Here is a 16,654-nt window from a genome sequence, read left to right on the forward strand (position 1 = left end):
ATTCTAGATGTCAACGTTGACATCGTAATCACGAAAGTTAATTTAAATACAGAAACGCTACAATTAGCTAGTCTCTTTATAAATGTTGACATAGATAATCAATAGTTAGTAAGTTAAACACAAATTATAAGAAGTATATTTCCGAAGGTTAATTACCCCTTCTTCAAAAATAAGATATTGCCCTTTAATACCAACTAACGTTGATTCCACTACCGGAGATTTATCGAGATTATATGAACTTACTTTGGAAGGGTACTCTGTAACAGGATAATCAAATTCTAATACTTCTGCATCATTTATTAAGCGGATAGAATCTGTACCGTACCTGTCAATTAAGTTGTCTAAAGAGGTCTTTGCAAGTTCAATAAGTCGAGTTTTCTCTTTGTATAAATCTAATGATGAAACTTCATTTTTCAACATTTTGCGCCAATTAGTTTTATCTGCAACAAACTCTTTGAAAGCAACCTCAACTAATCCAGATAGCTTACGATTAGCGACTCTAAAAATAGGCAAAGCCTGAATTGCCCCCTGATCTATCCAACGATTTGGTATTTGGTTGTGTCTTGTTATTCCAACTTTAATACCTGAGGAGTTGGCTAGATATACAATATGATCAGTCATACAAAATTTGTCAGCCCACTCAGGTTCTCTACATGTGCCTTTATCAATGTGGCACTTTTCTGGACTCATAATACATGAATCACATCTAGCCAACGTTGTCATGCAAACATAACAGTACCCTTGACTATAACTCTTTTTTGTAGCTCTCCCACAGTTAAGGCATTCTATTCCACCTACATGTTCCAAACGTAACTTTTTACCGATTAATGGATTCATGTGAATTAGTTTTTCACCAATAGGAAGGTGATACTCTATACCTCTTCCCGAATTATATTGGACTTTCATTTTTTCAATAAAACCAGATACTAACACCATCAACTCACACATTAATTAATTCCATACTTGATGATATAGTACATCAGAAAACATTGCACCTTATCCTATAATTCGATTATCTTCCCAAACTAATGTAAGCGTCTAGCAAAGTGCATCTGCTAATAATTTGTCAAAACTATTAAGCTTTCTCTGAATTTCAATTAGGAGGTAGCTATGAAAAAACACGTAGCCTTGAGCAGTGGCGTAGTATGATTCAACTGAGTATTGTCAGCAGAAATGCTTTATCAAAAACAGCATTTTATGCAGCAAGCAACAAGCTAAAGGCATTACCTAGAAACTTTGTTCGCGCTAAAGTCACTAAACAAAGTGACGTTATCAAGTAGGAGCAGCCGATAGCCCTTATCCTTGGCAAAGTAAGAGTCAGTTTGCCAACGATAAGGCCTGTAGTAGCATAGAAAGCTAGAGAGTACTGTCAGGTACTTAGAAATAGAAGTTGACGATGTGTTAGAAATATCAGAACAGATCTATGCTTAAATTTGGACTAATGCCAGAAGCTGCCTTTCCGGTTTAACTCATTTCTGCCCCAAAACGAGTTACGCTTCAAAATAAGAATGAAGATAATCAGATATTTAAGATAAGGAGTATTAATGGGAATATATGAAGGCTGTGCTTTTCAACAAGCCTCATTAGGAGTATTTTAATCAAGTGACTGGCAAGAGCAGCCTGGTTCGCAGTTAAACATCATATATTCAAAATATCTAACTTATCAACACGTGATTTATTCATACCGAATTTACCTAGATCATTTATGATACTATTTACGTGTGCAAATGAGGAAGGCCCAGTATGTTGTCGGTGCATAGCACTCGATATTAATAGTTTTGACTTAGCTCTAGACAATCCAACAAAAACAGTAGAACGCTCCTCGTCCAACTTCTTTTGATTCATACCAAATCTAAAGTATGAATAGTCTTCTAGTCCGAGTAATACTACAGCCTCAAATTCTAACCCTTTACTTTTGTGGATTGTCATCATTCGAACGGCTCCGACTCCAGAAATAAGGTCGACAGCACCAGCCCACGAACAACTTATATTCCTTGCTTCTTTTAGCTCTTCTAGCACACCATGAAAAGTCTCTTGCATTAGTGTACCTTGTTGGTATTGTATCCAAGTTTTCTTGAGATTCTCAAAGAAGAACTCATTCATAATCTTGATAGTTATATCAAATAACTCATCGAATGATTTAATGTCTCCCTCTCCGTAGAAATGAGCTTCTCCTATTATAATGAGCATTCTCGTTAGCTCAAAATCGTTATGGCGAGAGTTACTAGAACTACAATAAACATATGAGTTTCTAAGACACTCCCATGCTTTTATATCCCTAGGTCGGGTTAATAAACATAACAATGAGACTAGCACTTTACCTAAAGGTTCGGAAAGATAGTCTTGAATATTGCTTTCGTTAACACTTAAAACACCTTGCTCTAATAAGGCAATATTTAGATTTTTACTGTAGTTGTTGTTTGTATTAGCTCTAAATAAAATAGCTATCTCTTCAGGTTTTATTTTATCTTCAACGATCCACTTCTTTATTTTCAAAGATAATTGCTTAACCTCATGAACTTCGTCATCAAATAAAAGTAGAGAGTAATCACTTTTGTTCAATGGAATTCTTTCTGTATTAGAAATTACACCCTTATAATCAATAGGCCACCAATCATTACCTATGTAATCTATAAACTGTTTAAGTTCTGGGGCTGCCCTAAAATTGGTATAAACTATCTTTAAGTCGGCTTTAAAGTCTAACTTGAACTTAACAAATCCATCAGGCAAAGCGCTGGCAAATTTCATTATCGCTTGCTTTGTATCTCCTACAACTGTGATCACACTTTGTGATTCACAAAATAGTTCCTTTACAAAATCATATTGATGGCCATTTAAATCTTGAAATTCATCAATAAAAACATACTTGTATGTTGCTCTGATCGATGACATTAAAATGGTAGAAGACTTTGCAATTTTTAAAGCAATAATAGTAAGCTGATCAAAAGTCAACTTGTCTCTGAAGTTACTTTCTCTGGAATTAAAAACTAATTTGTAATCTTCATTCGGTTGCTCGTGTTTAGGTAAGATATGCACAAACCTATCAACGATACTTTTTGTAAAAGCTTCAATTGTAAAAGAATGAAACCTCTCAGATAGAACATCCCCACATCTAAGTGATACTCTATCCTTTATATTAGAAGCAGATTCTCGCTTCCTAGATATAGATAAAATATTATATGGCCACGAACACAACTCTGTTTCAAGTATGAAGCAAGCTTTTTGAGCTAGGATTTCAGTTTTACCTGCCCCAGGTCCAGCCATAATTGCAATGTTATTATCACACTTAATTATATCTAGAGATTTTTTATCAAACTCTAGACCATCCTTTGGTTCCCATATTGAAGCATCGATCATTAAATATTACTCTGGGAGCTCAGAAATTTCTTTTTCTATATGCTTAATCATTTCTTGAATCCCTTTAGGAATTCGTTCGATATTTTCAGCTAGATTAAAGTCAATTTTCTCTAAAGCATTTATGTGTGAAACGGGTTTACCTTTACTACCAAGGAACCTGTAGTTGTACCATAAGAAAGTATCTTTATCTTGCATCTCATCATAATAATTATCAGCAATTCCCTTTGAATACATAGTCTTTAAAACAGCAGCCTTTAAGGATTCCCAATCTTTATCTTGCGGACCATTCTCAGCCGTCAGTTTTTCATTATAGTTCTTGGGATAGGACTGTTGCATTGAGTAATCTAAATCCAGTGGTGTAGAAAAGAATACACCGTGCTGATTCAATAAACTCTCCGCAGTATACTGGCTGTTCAATAGCGTATCAGACATAGGGTTACAGTTTGTTGTATCCCAATTAGGTATATCCGTAATAATTTCTCCTTTTCCTAGCTTAAATATTTGGTCAACGACATACTTTATACGTCCCCAACCACCACCATTTCGGCCATAATCCATATCTAAAAGAGTAACGTATGGGATTCCTAGCCCATTCAAAAGCTTCCAAAAATGGTTTACATGCCTCCCCCCTAAAGGAGCAACAGATACGAAGCTATCATCAATATCAATACCGAATTTGGACAACAATTTTGGTATGACTATCTGCTCACTTTCACCCTCGGCCAAAATAACCAGACGGGCAAAGTAGATCTCTGGATAAGCCTTAACGGCACCAGCCACAAATTTGTACAACTCATCTTGCTTATCTGGTAAGGGTATTTTAGAGACAACTGTATTTCTAGATGCTTTATCCAACCTAAAGTAACGAATTTGAGTGGGCTCGATTCTACCAACTAAACTTGGGGAGTGCGTAGTGACTAAAACCTGTGCATTTGTTGATTTGGCCAAAGAACTCATAGATTTAACTATTCTCCCCAAGAAGTGAGGTGCTAGGTGGTTTTCTGGTTCTTCTAACGCTAGTAGAGTAAAAATTGGAGTATTTAGCTTTTTAGAATCAAAATGAACTCGATTCGTTTGTTCTCTAAGAGCTTTTGACTCTAGTTCATGTACTGCTTGAATTATGGATATGTGTAATAACGAGCGTTGGCCATCACTCAATCTATCCATCGTAGCCTTTCTGTTATTTGTTTCAGATTCGAAAGAGAGAGTGATCGTTTTCAAAAGCTCATCAGTCTGCAGTGGCAAGAAGTTAACCTTCGCCTTGCTCAGATAGTCTCCTGAGTACATTTCTCGCCAACTAGTTTGTAGCTGCTTTTCAATAAGTTTTATGGCACTGTTCTTAGAAATCTCTTCACTTGCTTGCTCAGTAAACTCCAGCGCCTTTTGAAGCTCACCATCTTTACTTTGGTCCCACTGAATTGCATTTAACAATCGACCCAATAGCATCTTTGTAGATGAACTAATTTCTTTGAAAGGATTTCTGCTTGCTGGAATGTAATGTACCTGAATGTTATTTCTATCAGATCTACGCAACTCTCGACATTTATCGCTATCGTAAGTATCACTATCACTCAGTATATAGTAGACAGTATCATCTACGACACCTTCTGGGGAGATATCATCAACCGTTAGCTTTGCTTCAAGCCTCAACCTAAGTATCATCTCATTGCTTGAAGACTTAAAACATAGCTGGTTAAATGTTCCTGCAACAGCGATCATATCACCTGCAGATTCGACTTCAGGAAAAGTAAACCAGGCTTCTATTGACAGTTCATCAGCTCTTTGATCAATAACCGATAGACTATGAAAGTCATCAACCCTTATTTTTCGAGAAGATTCACTGATACCAAACATTCGACTTAATGCTTGGAGTGTTGAAGTCTTCCCACTGCCGTTTAATCCAATAAGAGCGGTTAAATGATTTGCAAAGTCAATTTCTGTCTTACTTTGGTCAAAACATTGGAAGTTTGAGATGCGGATTTTTGATAGCTTCATAACGTACAACCTATAATCGATAGAGAACTACATAGGATAGTCTTTTTTGAGTTCCAACTGACTGAGCTAAAAAACAAAATCCAGACGTAGAGATAAATATTATGCCACTCGATGCAATACATTCATACAACCAAATGATATTCAAGGGTAATAGTTTGTCCAGTATAAAGTTTTAGTATCTTTAAACAGAAAGTGGAACCATAGGGGTTACTACTCGCAGGTCATGAGACACATAAAGATCAACCAGAAATTATTTTACGTGTAATTAAGCAGTTTTAGATTAAGAACACGCCTGAGTCCTAAATTGTTTCTGTCCAAAAATGAGTTTACCCGACCGACTGCATCTCGCTCAAAGCTGAACTACTTCAAAGTGCCATGAGCAGACATTGGCAAAGCTTCGCTTAACCGGCGTAAAATAGCAGGCTGAAATTAGCAACGAAGAAGCAAAAGCAAATTGTTATTCCTATGAATGCAATTGTTATGCCTTAAGTTCAAAAGACAGCCCATCTTTACCTGTGGGTTTTAGACTTGTATTAAACTCATAGCTTCTTTTATAAATTATTTCTAATTTAATATGGTTGATTCTATCTTTATAGGCGTTTAAAAATCTTGCTGTTGCTTTACGGATTTGGGAATCACTAAATTTTATTTTTGTTAACGCATTTAAGTTGTTTAAAAATATCCTATCAGCATCCATTCTTTGATTACCATCTACAGGCTTTAACGTTACGCGAAATATAGCGTGATCAGATTTTAACTCTATTTCTGTATTAATGGCTCGTACGATATCTGCGCCAAATTCATGCCAATACTCAATAGTCGTACTTCCCTTTCGAAGACTTCTTAGCAACTTGATACTCCTTATGAAGCATTGCGCTTACATAATTTTCTGTTTAATGTTCGTACTAGGTGCGATCTTAATTAGATAAATCGAACATGACACAGCCATTACCGGCAGCTGCTATACGTACTAACTCATCCGTAGTCTTTTTTGATGAATTAATAATATTTATTGTTGCACCTTTGCCTGATGCTGCAGATGCAATACGTACCATTTGATCTGCTGTTTTTCCATTTGCATCGATATGCATCCCACCGCCCGCTGCTGCGATACGAACTAGCTGATCTATAGTTTTAGCCATGTCTCATTTCCTTTTTGAGTATTTAAATATATTTAATGGGATTGCTTTATAGGATTGTAAATAAACTAAAGCACCTAAAAGCTTTATAAAAGAACAATTCCCCATTTTGACGCGAAAATGTCTTTTTTCTATGATCTACTATTAGTAGCAAATAGTATAATTTATTGCCAGTTATAAATATTATGCTTACTGTAGGTTCTTCGAACATGCGTAATAGGGGAAAGTTTCCACTTAGCATTAATTAGCTTATGGCAATTGACTGACCGCAATTCGCTCTTTGCCGAAGTTCGGCTCAGTGCCAAAAGCAGAAGTTCAAGAAATTGAAGTATAATAAAAGCTAAACGCTATAAACATAGGTTTAACTATTATTATAACTCTTGGTAAAAGCTGGGAAGTCCAGTTAACCCCCGAAGATTTTGAGTAATTAATTCTGCTCTTTCTAAAGAAAGGTATATTATGACTATCACATCGGTAAAACCAATCAACTCAAAACAAGGCTTAGAAAAGGCACTCAAACGTGTAGATGAGCTGTGGGACGTTGCGGAACCTAACACTCCTGACGGAGAAGAGCTTGTTATGCTTACGCAATTAATCGAAGATTACGAGTTAGCAAACATTGTTGCTCAAAGGGTAGTTCAAGAAGAAATAGAAGTTAATATAGACGATTTATAAGGGTCTTGTTATCGCTTACAGTCCATCTCTGCCACGCTGTTGTTGCACAATTAGTAATATGCAGATTGTGCATATTACTTAATTTCAGCTTATCGCTCTTTGCCGAAGTTCGGCTCAGTGCCATATATAGTCTTTGAACCTTAATAATCTATACTTTGATTAAAAAGCCCTGCTAAGGAGTTTTTTATTGTGTGAGATCAAGCTCATGCTTAACCATTAGCTATTTGTTTTATTTAAAAATATTATTGTGCTATGGTCAAATTTAGTGGGTAATCAATCAGACAATATATACAAGGAAAGCCAAGCTTAATTCGAAAGAAAAGCTAGGTATTCATAAAGGACTAAAATTGAAAATATCAAAAATTCAAATCAGAAATTTCAGGTTGTTAAAGGATTTCTCTTTAGATCTTGAAGATGAACTTTCGCTTATTCTCGGTAAGAATAACACAGGAAAAACTTCTATATTGACCGCGCTTGATAAGTTTCTTAATCAATCAAGCCGTAGGAGCATTACGCTTGATGACTTCAATGTTGGATTGAAAAAAGTGTTGCTTCAATACCTTTCTGGTGTCAAAGAACTTCCTATTGAGAACTGTTATCAACCCTTAGGAATAGAACTTAAAGTATATATTGAGTACACAGAGCAAGATGACTTGTCACAAGTTAGTTCACTGATAATGAGCCTAGACCCCGATGATAATAATATTGTTTTGAAGTTTGAATACAATATTGACCATGAGCAGCTTATCAAGCTTAAAGATGACTATACCGAACAATCTGAAAAATTTGATAATAATCCTGAATTATTTCTTAAAGAACACCTCGGTGACTATTTTGGCTCAGTAAAAAAGAAAAGCCTTTTATTCACCGATGAAGCTGTTTTTATTGACCTTGTAAAAGAGAATATTCCCCTCAATGACATCTTATCATTCAACTTTATTAGTGCCAAAAGAAGTGTGACTAATAAAGATAATGATAAAACCTTATCTCATCAAACGGCTAAGATATATAAGATCTCAGACGAGTCAAATGAACAAATAGATGCCTCCGAAAAGTTTAAAGAAACCCTTCGAAAGACTGATGATGAGTTAAGTGCAATTTATGCAGATATGTTTGATGGGCTAATTCAGAAGATTAACCAATTTGGCGGTGTAAATCCTACAGACACCAAACTAAAAGTATCATCAACACTACAACACCGTGATTTACTCGATGGTAATACAACAGTGATGTACTCGCACGATACTCATGACCTACCAGAGCATTATAATGGTTTAGGGTATATGAACTTGATAAGCATGATCTTTGATATTGAAATGGTCATGGGCAAGTTTCGACGTTCACTAAAGGAAAAACCTGCTGCGATTAATTTATTTTTTATTGAAGAGCCCGAAGCGCACACTCATCCTCAAATGCAATATATCTTTATCAAAAACATTAAAACGTTATTGAAAGGTAATCGAGAACGCGATGATGGAATAACGATTCAACTTCAAACGGCTATTACAACACACTCATCTCATATTGTTTCTGAATGTGATTTTGATGATATTAAGTATTTGCGAAAAAGCAACACAACCTGTGATGTTAAAGCAAAAAACCTGAAATCACTTCAAGATGAGTACAAATCAGAAGATGATGCTGAAGATATTAAACTGAAAAAGGCTTATAAGTTCTTGAAACAGTATCTGACTTTAAATAGAGCAGAGCTATTTTTTGCGGACAAAGCTATTTTTATTGAGGGAGATACTGAAAAAATATTAGTCCCTGCCATGATGAAAAAAATTGATCAAGAGTTTAGAGTTCCTGATGAAACACCATTATTATCTCAAAATATCTCAATGGTTGAAGTTGGTGCTTATTCGCAAACATTTGAGAAATTCATCGATTTTATCGGGGTTAAATCATTAGTTATTACTGATATTGATAGTCAATATGTACGAAATATTATTATGGATGGTAATACAAAGAAAGAGACAATTAAATGTAAGCCTTCAGATCCACTCGCTGACCAAACTTCAAATGCATCATTAAAATTTTTCTTTGGTCATGACGATTTAGCTTTTTACAAAAATTTATCCATTAATCAAAAGTCATTAAGAAAAGATGGTACCCAATGGATTCAAGATCCAGATGGATACTTCCTAATGGCTTACCAAACAAACGAGGACGGCTATCATGGACGTAGCTTTGAAGACGCCTTTTTTAGTTTAAATAAAGATCTATTAGGTAAGAATGCAGAAGCTTTTCCTTCATTAACAAAGAGACATTTTGATATTTATGTAGACAGTGACGATGCTTGCCCATTCGACTTTGCTGAAAAAGCAGTAAATAGCAAGCCAACATTAGCTATTGAAATATTACTGAATAGCGAAAAAACTGTAGATAATGAATTTAGTAATTGGCAAGTCCCTAGCTATATCAAGGAAGGATTATTATGGCTACGCAAGAATTAGATATATCGCATCTTACTACTGAATCCCAAAAAGTTATTGGGTTAATAAGACAAGGCTATAGTTTTTTATTAAGCGGTGGTGCTGGTAGCGGTAAAACCTACTCTCTAGTTGAAATATTAAAAGCCGTTTTAGTTGAAAATCCAACAACATCTATTGCCTGTATTACCTATACGAATGCAGCAGTCGATGAGATTGAAGAGCGTGTTCAGCATGAACATCTTCATGTTTCGACTATTCATGATTTTTTATGGAGTAATATTAAGCACTTTCAGTGTGAACTGAAGAGTACGCTAATTGAATTAATAAATGATGACGAACAGCCCAAAATAAAATCTCCAGATGGAGAGAAAGTCACAAATAATTATTTTGATGATCTTGATGGTGATATTAAATACAAAGAGTTTGTTAGGATTAAAGATGGTTGTATTTCTCATGATGAGGTGATCATTCTTGCCTGCAAAATGTATGAAAAATATGAAAAACTCTGCACTATAACTAAAGATTCATACCCATTTATTCTTGTTGATGAGTATCAAGATACAGATCCTAACGTAGTAAAGTTGTTGCTAGAGAACTTAAATCAATCACCTAAAAGAAACATTGTTGGTTTTTTTGGTGATGCGATGCAGTCAATTTACGAAGGAAGCGTCGGGAATTTAAATGGAAATACTCAACCTAAACGTATTACCGCATTAAAAAAGGAACAGAACAAGCAGGGAACTTACTTCTCAGTCATTAATAATTTAAAAGAATATACTCTACTGACACCAACAGTTATAGAGGTCAAAAAAGTCCAAAACCGACGGAATCCTCAACTTGTTATAGATCTCGCTAACAAAATAAGAACTGATGGCTTAATGCAGGAGCCATCAGAAGATATTAACGCGCCTAATATGAATGCAGATGGGACAGCAAAACAAGGAAGTGCACTTTTCCTATATTCCAATAACGATGATTTAGGCGCAGTCCGTCATCACTTAGCTTGGGACTTTGATAGTTCAATTGAGACCAAAGAACTTAACCTAACTCACAATCTAATTGCAGGAAAAGCAGGTTTTGGTGATTTAATGCGCATTTACGATAAAGATAAAATTTTAGAATCTATTAAGCGTGTTAAGGGGTATATAAAAAAGAATAATATTAAGATAGATACTGAAGGCAGAACATTTAAGCATGTATATGAGGAGTTATGTGGTTTACAAGATGGTATTCCTAAACTTCTTGCACCTACCGAAGGGCAGCAAAAATATATAGATGATAACCCCCATGTTTATGAATTAGCATTCGCGCAGCTTTATGATGAAATATCCAAACTTTACATTGATAAAGACATGTTGCTTGATGATAAAAAAAATAGGGCTGATGACTTAAGCAAGCCAAGTTCTAATAGGGACGATCTGATCAAGCATTTATTTAAAATTGAGCACTGTATTTATTTGTATAAAGAAAAAAGATTTAATGAGTTTTCAAGAATTACTGATTTCTCAATAACATCAGTTGCTGATAAGAAAAACTTAAAAAAATCAATGGAAGAATTGATTAAAGTTGAAAATAGATCTATTGACGAAGTTATAGCTCTTGCGAATCAACTTAACCTTGTTGTTGAAGATGATAAATTAGAAAGGTTTAAAGTATCTAGAAATTATGTTTATCAGCAAGTATGTCAAATACCTTATCAACAATTTAGAGGGCTATATCAATACTTAGAAGGCTATACTCCTCTTTCAACACAGCATAAGACTAAGGGTGCAGAGTATCCTAATGTACTTGTCGTTCTAGATAATGGCCAATGGAATAGTTATAACTTTAAAAATTTATTTGAAGGAGGAGGAAAAGAAAGTGTACGGCAGAGGACAGAAAAAATATTTTATGTGTGTTGCACACGGGCTAAAGAAAACCTTGCTGTTTTTTTCCATCAACCTAGTGCAAATGTGATTGCTAAAGCCAGTGAGTGGTTTGGTGCTCACAATATTGTTAATTTGGATGAGAAATAGCAATCTTTTAAAGGGGAAGCAGAATGACCATATTTTATGTTAACCCTGCTTAAATTAGTGTTCTATTACTGGTCATACTTCTATATATGTTTATGTCAGCTTTCTCTACAAGCTGACATAAACAATAGTTTTTACTTTTTCAATGTCCGCTTATCGCTCTAAACCGACTATCAGCTAGTTACTTGAGATGCTATATTAAATTATAACTTTAACAAGCTTAGAGATGTGTATGCCTAGCTATATTCAACCTAGTGCTAATCGCAAATTTGTAGAAATGCTCAGCGATGGAAAAATTAATTTAAACTCAGACCCTTTGGATGAAATTGAATTGATCCAGCATGGCTTGGATATAAACTGTGTTGAGAAATTTAGGTGTGAGTTACGCTGGGATCTGCAATCGTTTACTAAGGCGATTGGTACAAATACAAAAGCTTTCGAACGCTATTTAAAAGAACATAAACGTTTAAATGTAACCTTAAGTGAAAATATCGTTGAATTAGCTCATTTGGCATCGGCTTGTATTGATTACTTTGAGAGTGTTGAACGGTGGAACACATGGCTAAATACACGCTCTTTGCAATTTAGTTCAGAAATGCCTTTGACGTTTATTAACACTATTACCGGACGGGAGTTGATTAAAAAAACTGTAGACAACCTAAACCATGGTTATAATGCTTGAATAAAAAAATCTCAGATGTAGCTTTATATTAGAATATTCGAACTTACAGGGCAACATCACCAATTAGGAAACTTAATACACTCTGAAAACAGAGTGAGTAATCTTAAATATAGATCTACTTTTAAATCAAAAATAGAATACCGGCCCTGAAATGAAGGGCTGGTATTCTATTTCTACTCACTGTCTTTTCGGCAGAATTACATTAACTTAAACATCGAATCGATTGTTTTTATCTTCAGCTGCCTACTCGGCAGGTAACTGTTCACGGTAATTGTCGCTGTAAGCAAAGCGTGACAAGCACTGGATAGACATATCAGTTACTTATAGATAACCTGCAACCATTCACTGACATAAAATACAGCCATACAGTGACATAGATATTGAGACTTATGTGTGTGGATTTCCCAGCTTTAGACTGTCGTTGGCAAATCGCTATCGTCAGTACGTAAATAAAGGCATAGGTAGAGTTTCAGTAATTACGATTATAGGGCTGAACTTCAGCCTATCCTAATACTTGGTTTTCGCTCAAACCGAACTTCGCAAAAGTGCCATTTATAGTCTTTGAATCTTGATAATCTATACTTTGAATTGTTGGCAAAATAGAAACGCAGGATCAAAATCCAATAGTTTTTCGTCCTGCTGAATTGACCTGATAGTCTTCACTTTATATTTAAAAAGGTACGATATGCCGGATGAATTGACCAGACGATCTTGTTTTTTTTGCTTTCCAAGGAGCGATATAAGTCTGGATCATCTGTATAATGAGTGAATGTTTTTCCGTCTTCATGCGCTCTTGAGATAAGACCAAGCTTATATAAAAAATCACCTAAGTCTTCACTTTCGATATAAGTTTTCCCATCTATTTTAGGTACGTCGCTAGCATCTCTTCCCCTAATAAAATTGCTTTCGATAATTGAGTGAAGCTCTGATTGTGTAAATTCTTTTTGGGTTGCTCTTAATGAGTCAATTAAATGCGTAAGCTCGTCAAATTGATGGCTATGCTCTTTTATCAAGTCATCTCTTCTTAAAGCCCCAAAATCAGACAAAATATAATTAATATGGTCAAAATTTATCATTTTTATTCTTGCGTTTTCGCTGGCTTTTTTACTTGCCATTCGACAAAGTTGGCCCATCCACCTTGGTCGCCTATTTGAAAAAGCACTGATCGCATCGAAGAGTTTAGCATCTCTGTCGCCACGCCATTCAATGGGAGAATTAAAAACAATATCTAATATTTTATTGTAATCACCTTTAAGTCTTAGTTTCGCTTCATTACTATCAGGGAAATTTTTCTGGATATAAACTAGAATCTTTTGAGCCAACATGTCTCGCATGTACTTCTTACTCCAAAAGATTTCAATAATATACTGCTGCAACTTATCTAAATCTTCGAGATGACGAAGGCAAGACCATACATCACTTCGCACAGTTGCTCTTATATTTAAATTTTGATTATCAAATGATAAAGAACGGATGGCACTAAAAAATGAACCAACACGCGCTTGATTCTCGTTGGTGTTTTGAAACTTTGCATCAATATCATCAACTAATAGCCAAACATTTGGTGAATTATCATTATCTTGGTAACGGCGTAGAAGTTTGTCTAAATTATCAGGAATATCGCTCTTTACTTCAACTCCTGGCAGCTTTCCTTTAATTCTGCCTATTAAAGCACCAACTAAGTTTTTACTCTTCATACCTTCAATTTCAGATAGTTCTACAAACGACATATCATCACTATCTAGAGCAAAATCAATTTGGTTTCCAATTTCAACTATTATTCGTTTACAAATTATTTGCTTCCAGTAATTTTCTAAATACGAATGATCTTCACCTTTAAAGTCACCAAGCCCTAATAACTCATTCCCTTTTACCCGAATAATTAAAGGTCTTTTATAATTTTCATCGTTAATTAACTTGAACTGTAACCTTGATAATAAAGCTGACTTTCCCATACCTTTCCGAGCCGATACAATTGATAATCTTTCGTCGCTATCAAAAAAATCATCAAAGTTACTATGTTCTATGTAATATGAATTTAAGACTGCTAATAGTTCATCCTCTCCAGCTTCGTTTCCAAATATTTTTTTGTCTTTAAAGTTGATTTTAATCACTATTCGTTAAGTCCTTCGATTGAAAAGTAGAGAATGATTGGTGAAAACTAACAGCTTCTTGGACATCATTCTGGTGGCCTATAACACACCTAAACGGCGGTTAATATTGTTACTGTATAAAATTAGGTTCTACAAAAGGACTAAGTTTAAATTTCAGTAGTTTCTGGTTATCGCTCCAAGCCGAACTTCAGCAAAGTGCTATGAACGGACGGTGGCATCATAGTCACTTGTTAGAGCTATTCTAGAGTATACCAGCTTGGCGTTTAGCTAACTTAAATTCCATGACTCCTTTAGCTATGCCGTCAACACCAGGAAATAGAGTTGTAGCCGATACGTTGAACTTCAAACACCTTAGTAATAATTCACCGGCAGTATTTGCAGGAAGTGTAAACTTATATACTTTTGCGTTATTAGCCAATAAATCATCAATTAAGCTTTTTTCGGTTTCTGGGCAAAACTCATCTGTGTAGAAAGTGCTATTCGGCTCCTTATATAATAAAAACAAACCTTTTTGTGCTGCCAAGTTCTCACTTACACTGCCTGCAGGTGAAACCGTTTCCAAACCGATATTAGCCAGAGTAGTGTTATCTGCATCTAATACCCAAACAGCTAAGCATTGTTCAGTTTCAACTTTTGAATTCAACACTTGAGAAGCAGCGAAATACATAGCAACAAGAGAACTACGACTCCAGTCTAATAATCGAGTAGGTATTCCGTGATGTTGTGCCATTGCTAATATGGAATGGAATTCTTTTTGTGGCCATCCTGCCGTTGAATCAGCATATCGAGCCATCGCTGTCGAATAATCCATTAAACTTCTGAAATCATGGCTATCATACGGAATCGATATTCCTTGCTCATCACAGCCAAATAGGAAACCGTGAAGTAAACTAAACTCGAATTCAATTATCTGTGAGGTTCTCAAATGCTCCATTCTTTTTCGATGAAATTTTAAGATAATATCATCTCTAAAAACAGTTGGAGTCAAATTCCATAAGGCGTTTGCATGCCCGCGAAAAATTGGATTCTTTAGTTTATTAGAAAATGTTCCAATTGGTGACAACTGATCCCAAAGCTCATCAACGCTCGATAGTTCCTCTTCAATGATTGGCACAATTCACCTCATAGTTCTAACTGCTTTATCAGATCACACCTTCACTAAACCACTTTAAAGTGTAGTTCTTAGGTGTGAATGACTATATTTCGCTCAAAGCTGTTCATTCTGAGTTAAAAACTAACTAATAAAAGCTGAGAGTTTCACGTTAAAAAATCACTTAATTGATTATTAATTCTAAGATTTCATAAATCATGATTAAGGTGATATGTTTAAATACCTCTACTCTCACAGCGACTTTTTACTACACCATTTTGATTCTTTTGTAGCTTTGAAATTTTTTCTGCTCTAGTACATTCCCAAGCATCTACAGGATACATTTTATCCCACGCATTCATTAGCTGGCTTTGTGCTTTACTCATGCTGTATCGTTTATAGGTGTTCTCCATATACAGATAAGTACGCGCAATTTGACCTCTAGCCATTTCAGGTGGCTCGGCTTTACTGTCGTCAATTTTCATAGCACAACGTCCAAAATCGCTTTGAGCCGCAGGAAGCATAGTAAAGTTATGATTGCTTCTCAGAGCATTCACAGCGCCAATGGCCGGATAGAGGTTGAACATATCAGCTTGCATAAAACGGTATTCTGTATTTACTTTTTCTGCACACCTTCGACCCTTAAATGACTTCCCCTTACTATTCACACACTGCTTATGCCCGTCTCGCCATTCGCTAAAAGTACGACCAAAGTTTTCTGCTGGAACAACATGCTCCCATTCAATTTTTTTAGCTCGTTTAACGTACTTTGTTGTAGAGAAGCCCTCCGGCGCGGTTACTTTTTTACTAGCGTCAAATGTCGCTCCACAATAAAGTGTAACGCGGTGATTGTTATAAACTTGTTTTTCTAACAGTCGTTTAGCTTTGCTAAATGAGTCAATTTCTTGATTTGCTGAAGAGGCAGCAGAGAAAATAAGTGTTGCTAACAGTGAAATTGTGGATGCTTTCATTATGATTCTTGGTACCTATTTCAGTTTAAATATGTCACATATAATAAATGAGTTAATAAGCTAGTTCTCATTTGTGGTGACTGATAATTTTAATTTTTAGAACTAAGATATTATGCTTTTAAAATTAAATGGGAAAGCTACTTCCCAGTCCATGTATTATCATTTTGATACTGTCCAGAGCAAG

General features: G+C 35.3%; 12 protein-coding genes. 4 read left to right on the plus strand and 8 right to left on the minus strand.

Annotation, left to right across the window (positions count from 1 at the left end; all coding sequences use genetic code 11):
• Positions 1-105: 105 nt before the first annotated feature.
• From I6F41_RS14900 to I6F41_RS14925, 5 genes are all read right to left on the minus strand, one after another.
• A complete protein-coding gene (locus I6F41_RS14900) occupies positions 106-936 on the minus strand; it encodes a DUF2797 domain-containing protein (RefSeq protein ID WP_442960631.1) in 831 nt (276 codons plus the stop codon).
• A 702-nt stretch (positions 937-1,638) separates the two neighbouring features.
• A complete protein-coding gene (locus tag I6F41_RS14910; protein ID WP_197108696.1) occupies positions 1,639-3,357 on the minus strand; it encodes a UvrD-helicase domain-containing protein in 1,719 nt (572 codons plus the stop codon).
• A gap of 6 nt (positions 3,358-3,363) precedes the next feature.
• The gene (locus I6F41_RS14915; protein WP_197108698.1) at positions 3,364-5,352 is read right to left on the minus strand and encodes an ATP-dependent nuclease; all 1,989 of its coding nucleotides are present in this window, start codon (positions 5,350-5,352) and stop codon (positions 3,364-3,366) included.
• A gap of 478 nt (positions 5,353-5,830) precedes the next feature.
• On the minus strand, positions 5,831-6,202 hold the full coding sequence (locus tag I6F41_RS14920) for a hypothetical protein (protein ID WP_197108700.1): 372 nt from the start codon (positions 6,200-6,202) through the stop codon (positions 5,831-5,833).
• A gap of 67 nt (positions 6,203-6,269) precedes the next feature.
• Positions 6,270-6,494, minus strand: a complete 225-nt coding sequence (locus tag I6F41_RS14925) for a hypothetical protein (RefSeq protein ID WP_024591704.1) — start codon at positions 6,492-6,494, stop codon at positions 6,270-6,272.
• Between the two features lie 456 nt (positions 6,495-6,950).
• Here I6F41_RS14925 and I6F41_RS14930 point away from each other — a divergent pair, with 456 nt between their 5' ends.
• The 4 genes from I6F41_RS14930 to I6F41_RS14945 all read left to right on the plus strand — a co-directional run bounded on the left by I6F41_RS14930 (position 6,951) and on the right by I6F41_RS14945 (position 12,295).
• The gene (locus I6F41_RS14930) at positions 6,951-7,166 is read left to right on the plus strand and encodes a hypothetical protein (RefSeq protein ID WP_197108702.1); all 216 of its coding nucleotides are present in this window, start codon (positions 6,951-6,953) and stop codon (positions 7,164-7,166) included.
• Between the two features lie 347 nt (positions 7,167-7,513).
• Positions 7,514-9,622 (plus strand): AAA family ATPase, encoded by a 2,109-nt coding sequence (locus I6F41_RS14935; protein ID WP_197108704.1) that lies wholly within the window; start codon positions 7,514-7,516, stop codon positions 9,620-9,622.
• Positions 9,604-11,616 (plus strand): UvrD-helicase domain-containing protein, encoded by a 2,013-nt coding sequence (locus tag I6F41_RS14940; protein WP_197108706.1) that lies wholly within the window; start codon positions 9,604-9,606, stop codon positions 11,614-11,616. Before I6F41_RS14935 ends, I6F41_RS14940 begins: the two co-directional genes overlap by 19 nt.
• 229 nt (positions 11,617-11,845) lie before the next feature.
• The gene (locus tag I6F41_RS14945) at positions 11,846-12,295 is read left to right on the plus strand and encodes an antitoxin Xre/MbcA/ParS toxin-binding domain-containing protein (RefSeq protein WP_197108708.1); all 450 of its coding nucleotides are present in this window, start codon (positions 11,846-11,848) and stop codon (positions 12,293-12,295) included.
• 659 nt (positions 12,296-12,954) lie between these two features.
• Here the strand turns inward: I6F41_RS14945 and I6F41_RS14950 are convergent.
• The 3 genes from I6F41_RS14950 to I6F41_RS14960 all read right to left on the minus strand — a co-directional run bounded on the left by I6F41_RS14950 (position 12,955) and on the right by I6F41_RS14960 (position 16,470).
• Entirely contained in the window at positions 12,955-14,409 is a 1,455-nt protein-coding gene (locus I6F41_RS14950; protein WP_197108709.1) for a P-loop ATPase, Sll1717 family, read from the minus strand.
• A gap of 241 nt (positions 14,410-14,650) precedes the next feature.
• A complete protein-coding gene (locus I6F41_RS14955; RefSeq protein WP_197108711.1) occupies positions 14,651-15,523 on the minus strand; it encodes an FRG domain-containing protein in 873 nt (290 codons plus the stop codon).
• 212 nt (positions 15,524-15,735) lie between these two features.
• Positions 15,736-16,470, minus strand: coding sequence for an endonuclease (locus tag I6F41_RS14960; protein ID WP_197108714.1), 735 nt, complete (start codon positions 16,468-16,470; stop codon positions 15,736-15,738).
• Between the last annotated feature and the right edge of the window lie 184 nt (positions 16,471-16,654).

The organism is Pseudoalteromonas sp. SCQQ13, assembly GCF_015864415.1.
Taxonomy (GTDB): domain Bacteria; phylum Pseudomonadota; class Gammaproteobacteria; order Enterobacterales; family Alteromonadaceae; genus Pseudoalteromonas; species Pseudoalteromonas nigrifaciens.

Bases quoted from the DNA above. Each gene is read 5' to 3' on its own strand.
- I6F41_RS14900 (WP_442960631.1), bottom strand. From the start codon at position 936: ATGGTGTTAGTATCTGGTTTTATTGAAAAAATGAAAGTCCAATATAAT.
- I6F41_RS14910 (WP_197108696.1), bottom strand. From the start codon at position 3,357: ATGATCGATGCTTCAATATGGGAACCAAAGGATGGTCTAGAGTTTGAT.
- I6F41_RS14915 (WP_197108698.1), bottom strand. From the start codon at position 5,352: ATGAAGCTATCAAAAATCCGCATCTCAAACTTCCAATGTTTTGACCAA.
- I6F41_RS14925 (WP_024591704.1), bottom strand. From the start codon at position 6,494: ATGGCTAAAACTATAGATCAGCTAGTTCGTATCGCAGCAGCGGGCGGT.
- I6F41_RS14930 (WP_197108702.1), top strand. From the start codon at position 6,951: ATGACTATCACATCGGTAAAACCAATCAACTCAAAACAAGGCTTAGAA.
- I6F41_RS14940 (WP_197108706.1), top strand. From the start codon at position 9,604: ATGGCTACGCAAGAATTAGATATATCGCATCTTACTACTGAATCCCAA.
- I6F41_RS14945 (WP_197108708.1), top strand. From the start codon at position 11,846: ATGCCTAGCTATATTCAACCTAGTGCTAATCGCAAATTTGTAGAAATG.
- I6F41_RS14960 (WP_197108714.1), bottom strand. From the start codon at position 16,470: ATGAAAGCATCCACAATTTCACTGTTAGCAACACTTATTTTCTCTGCT.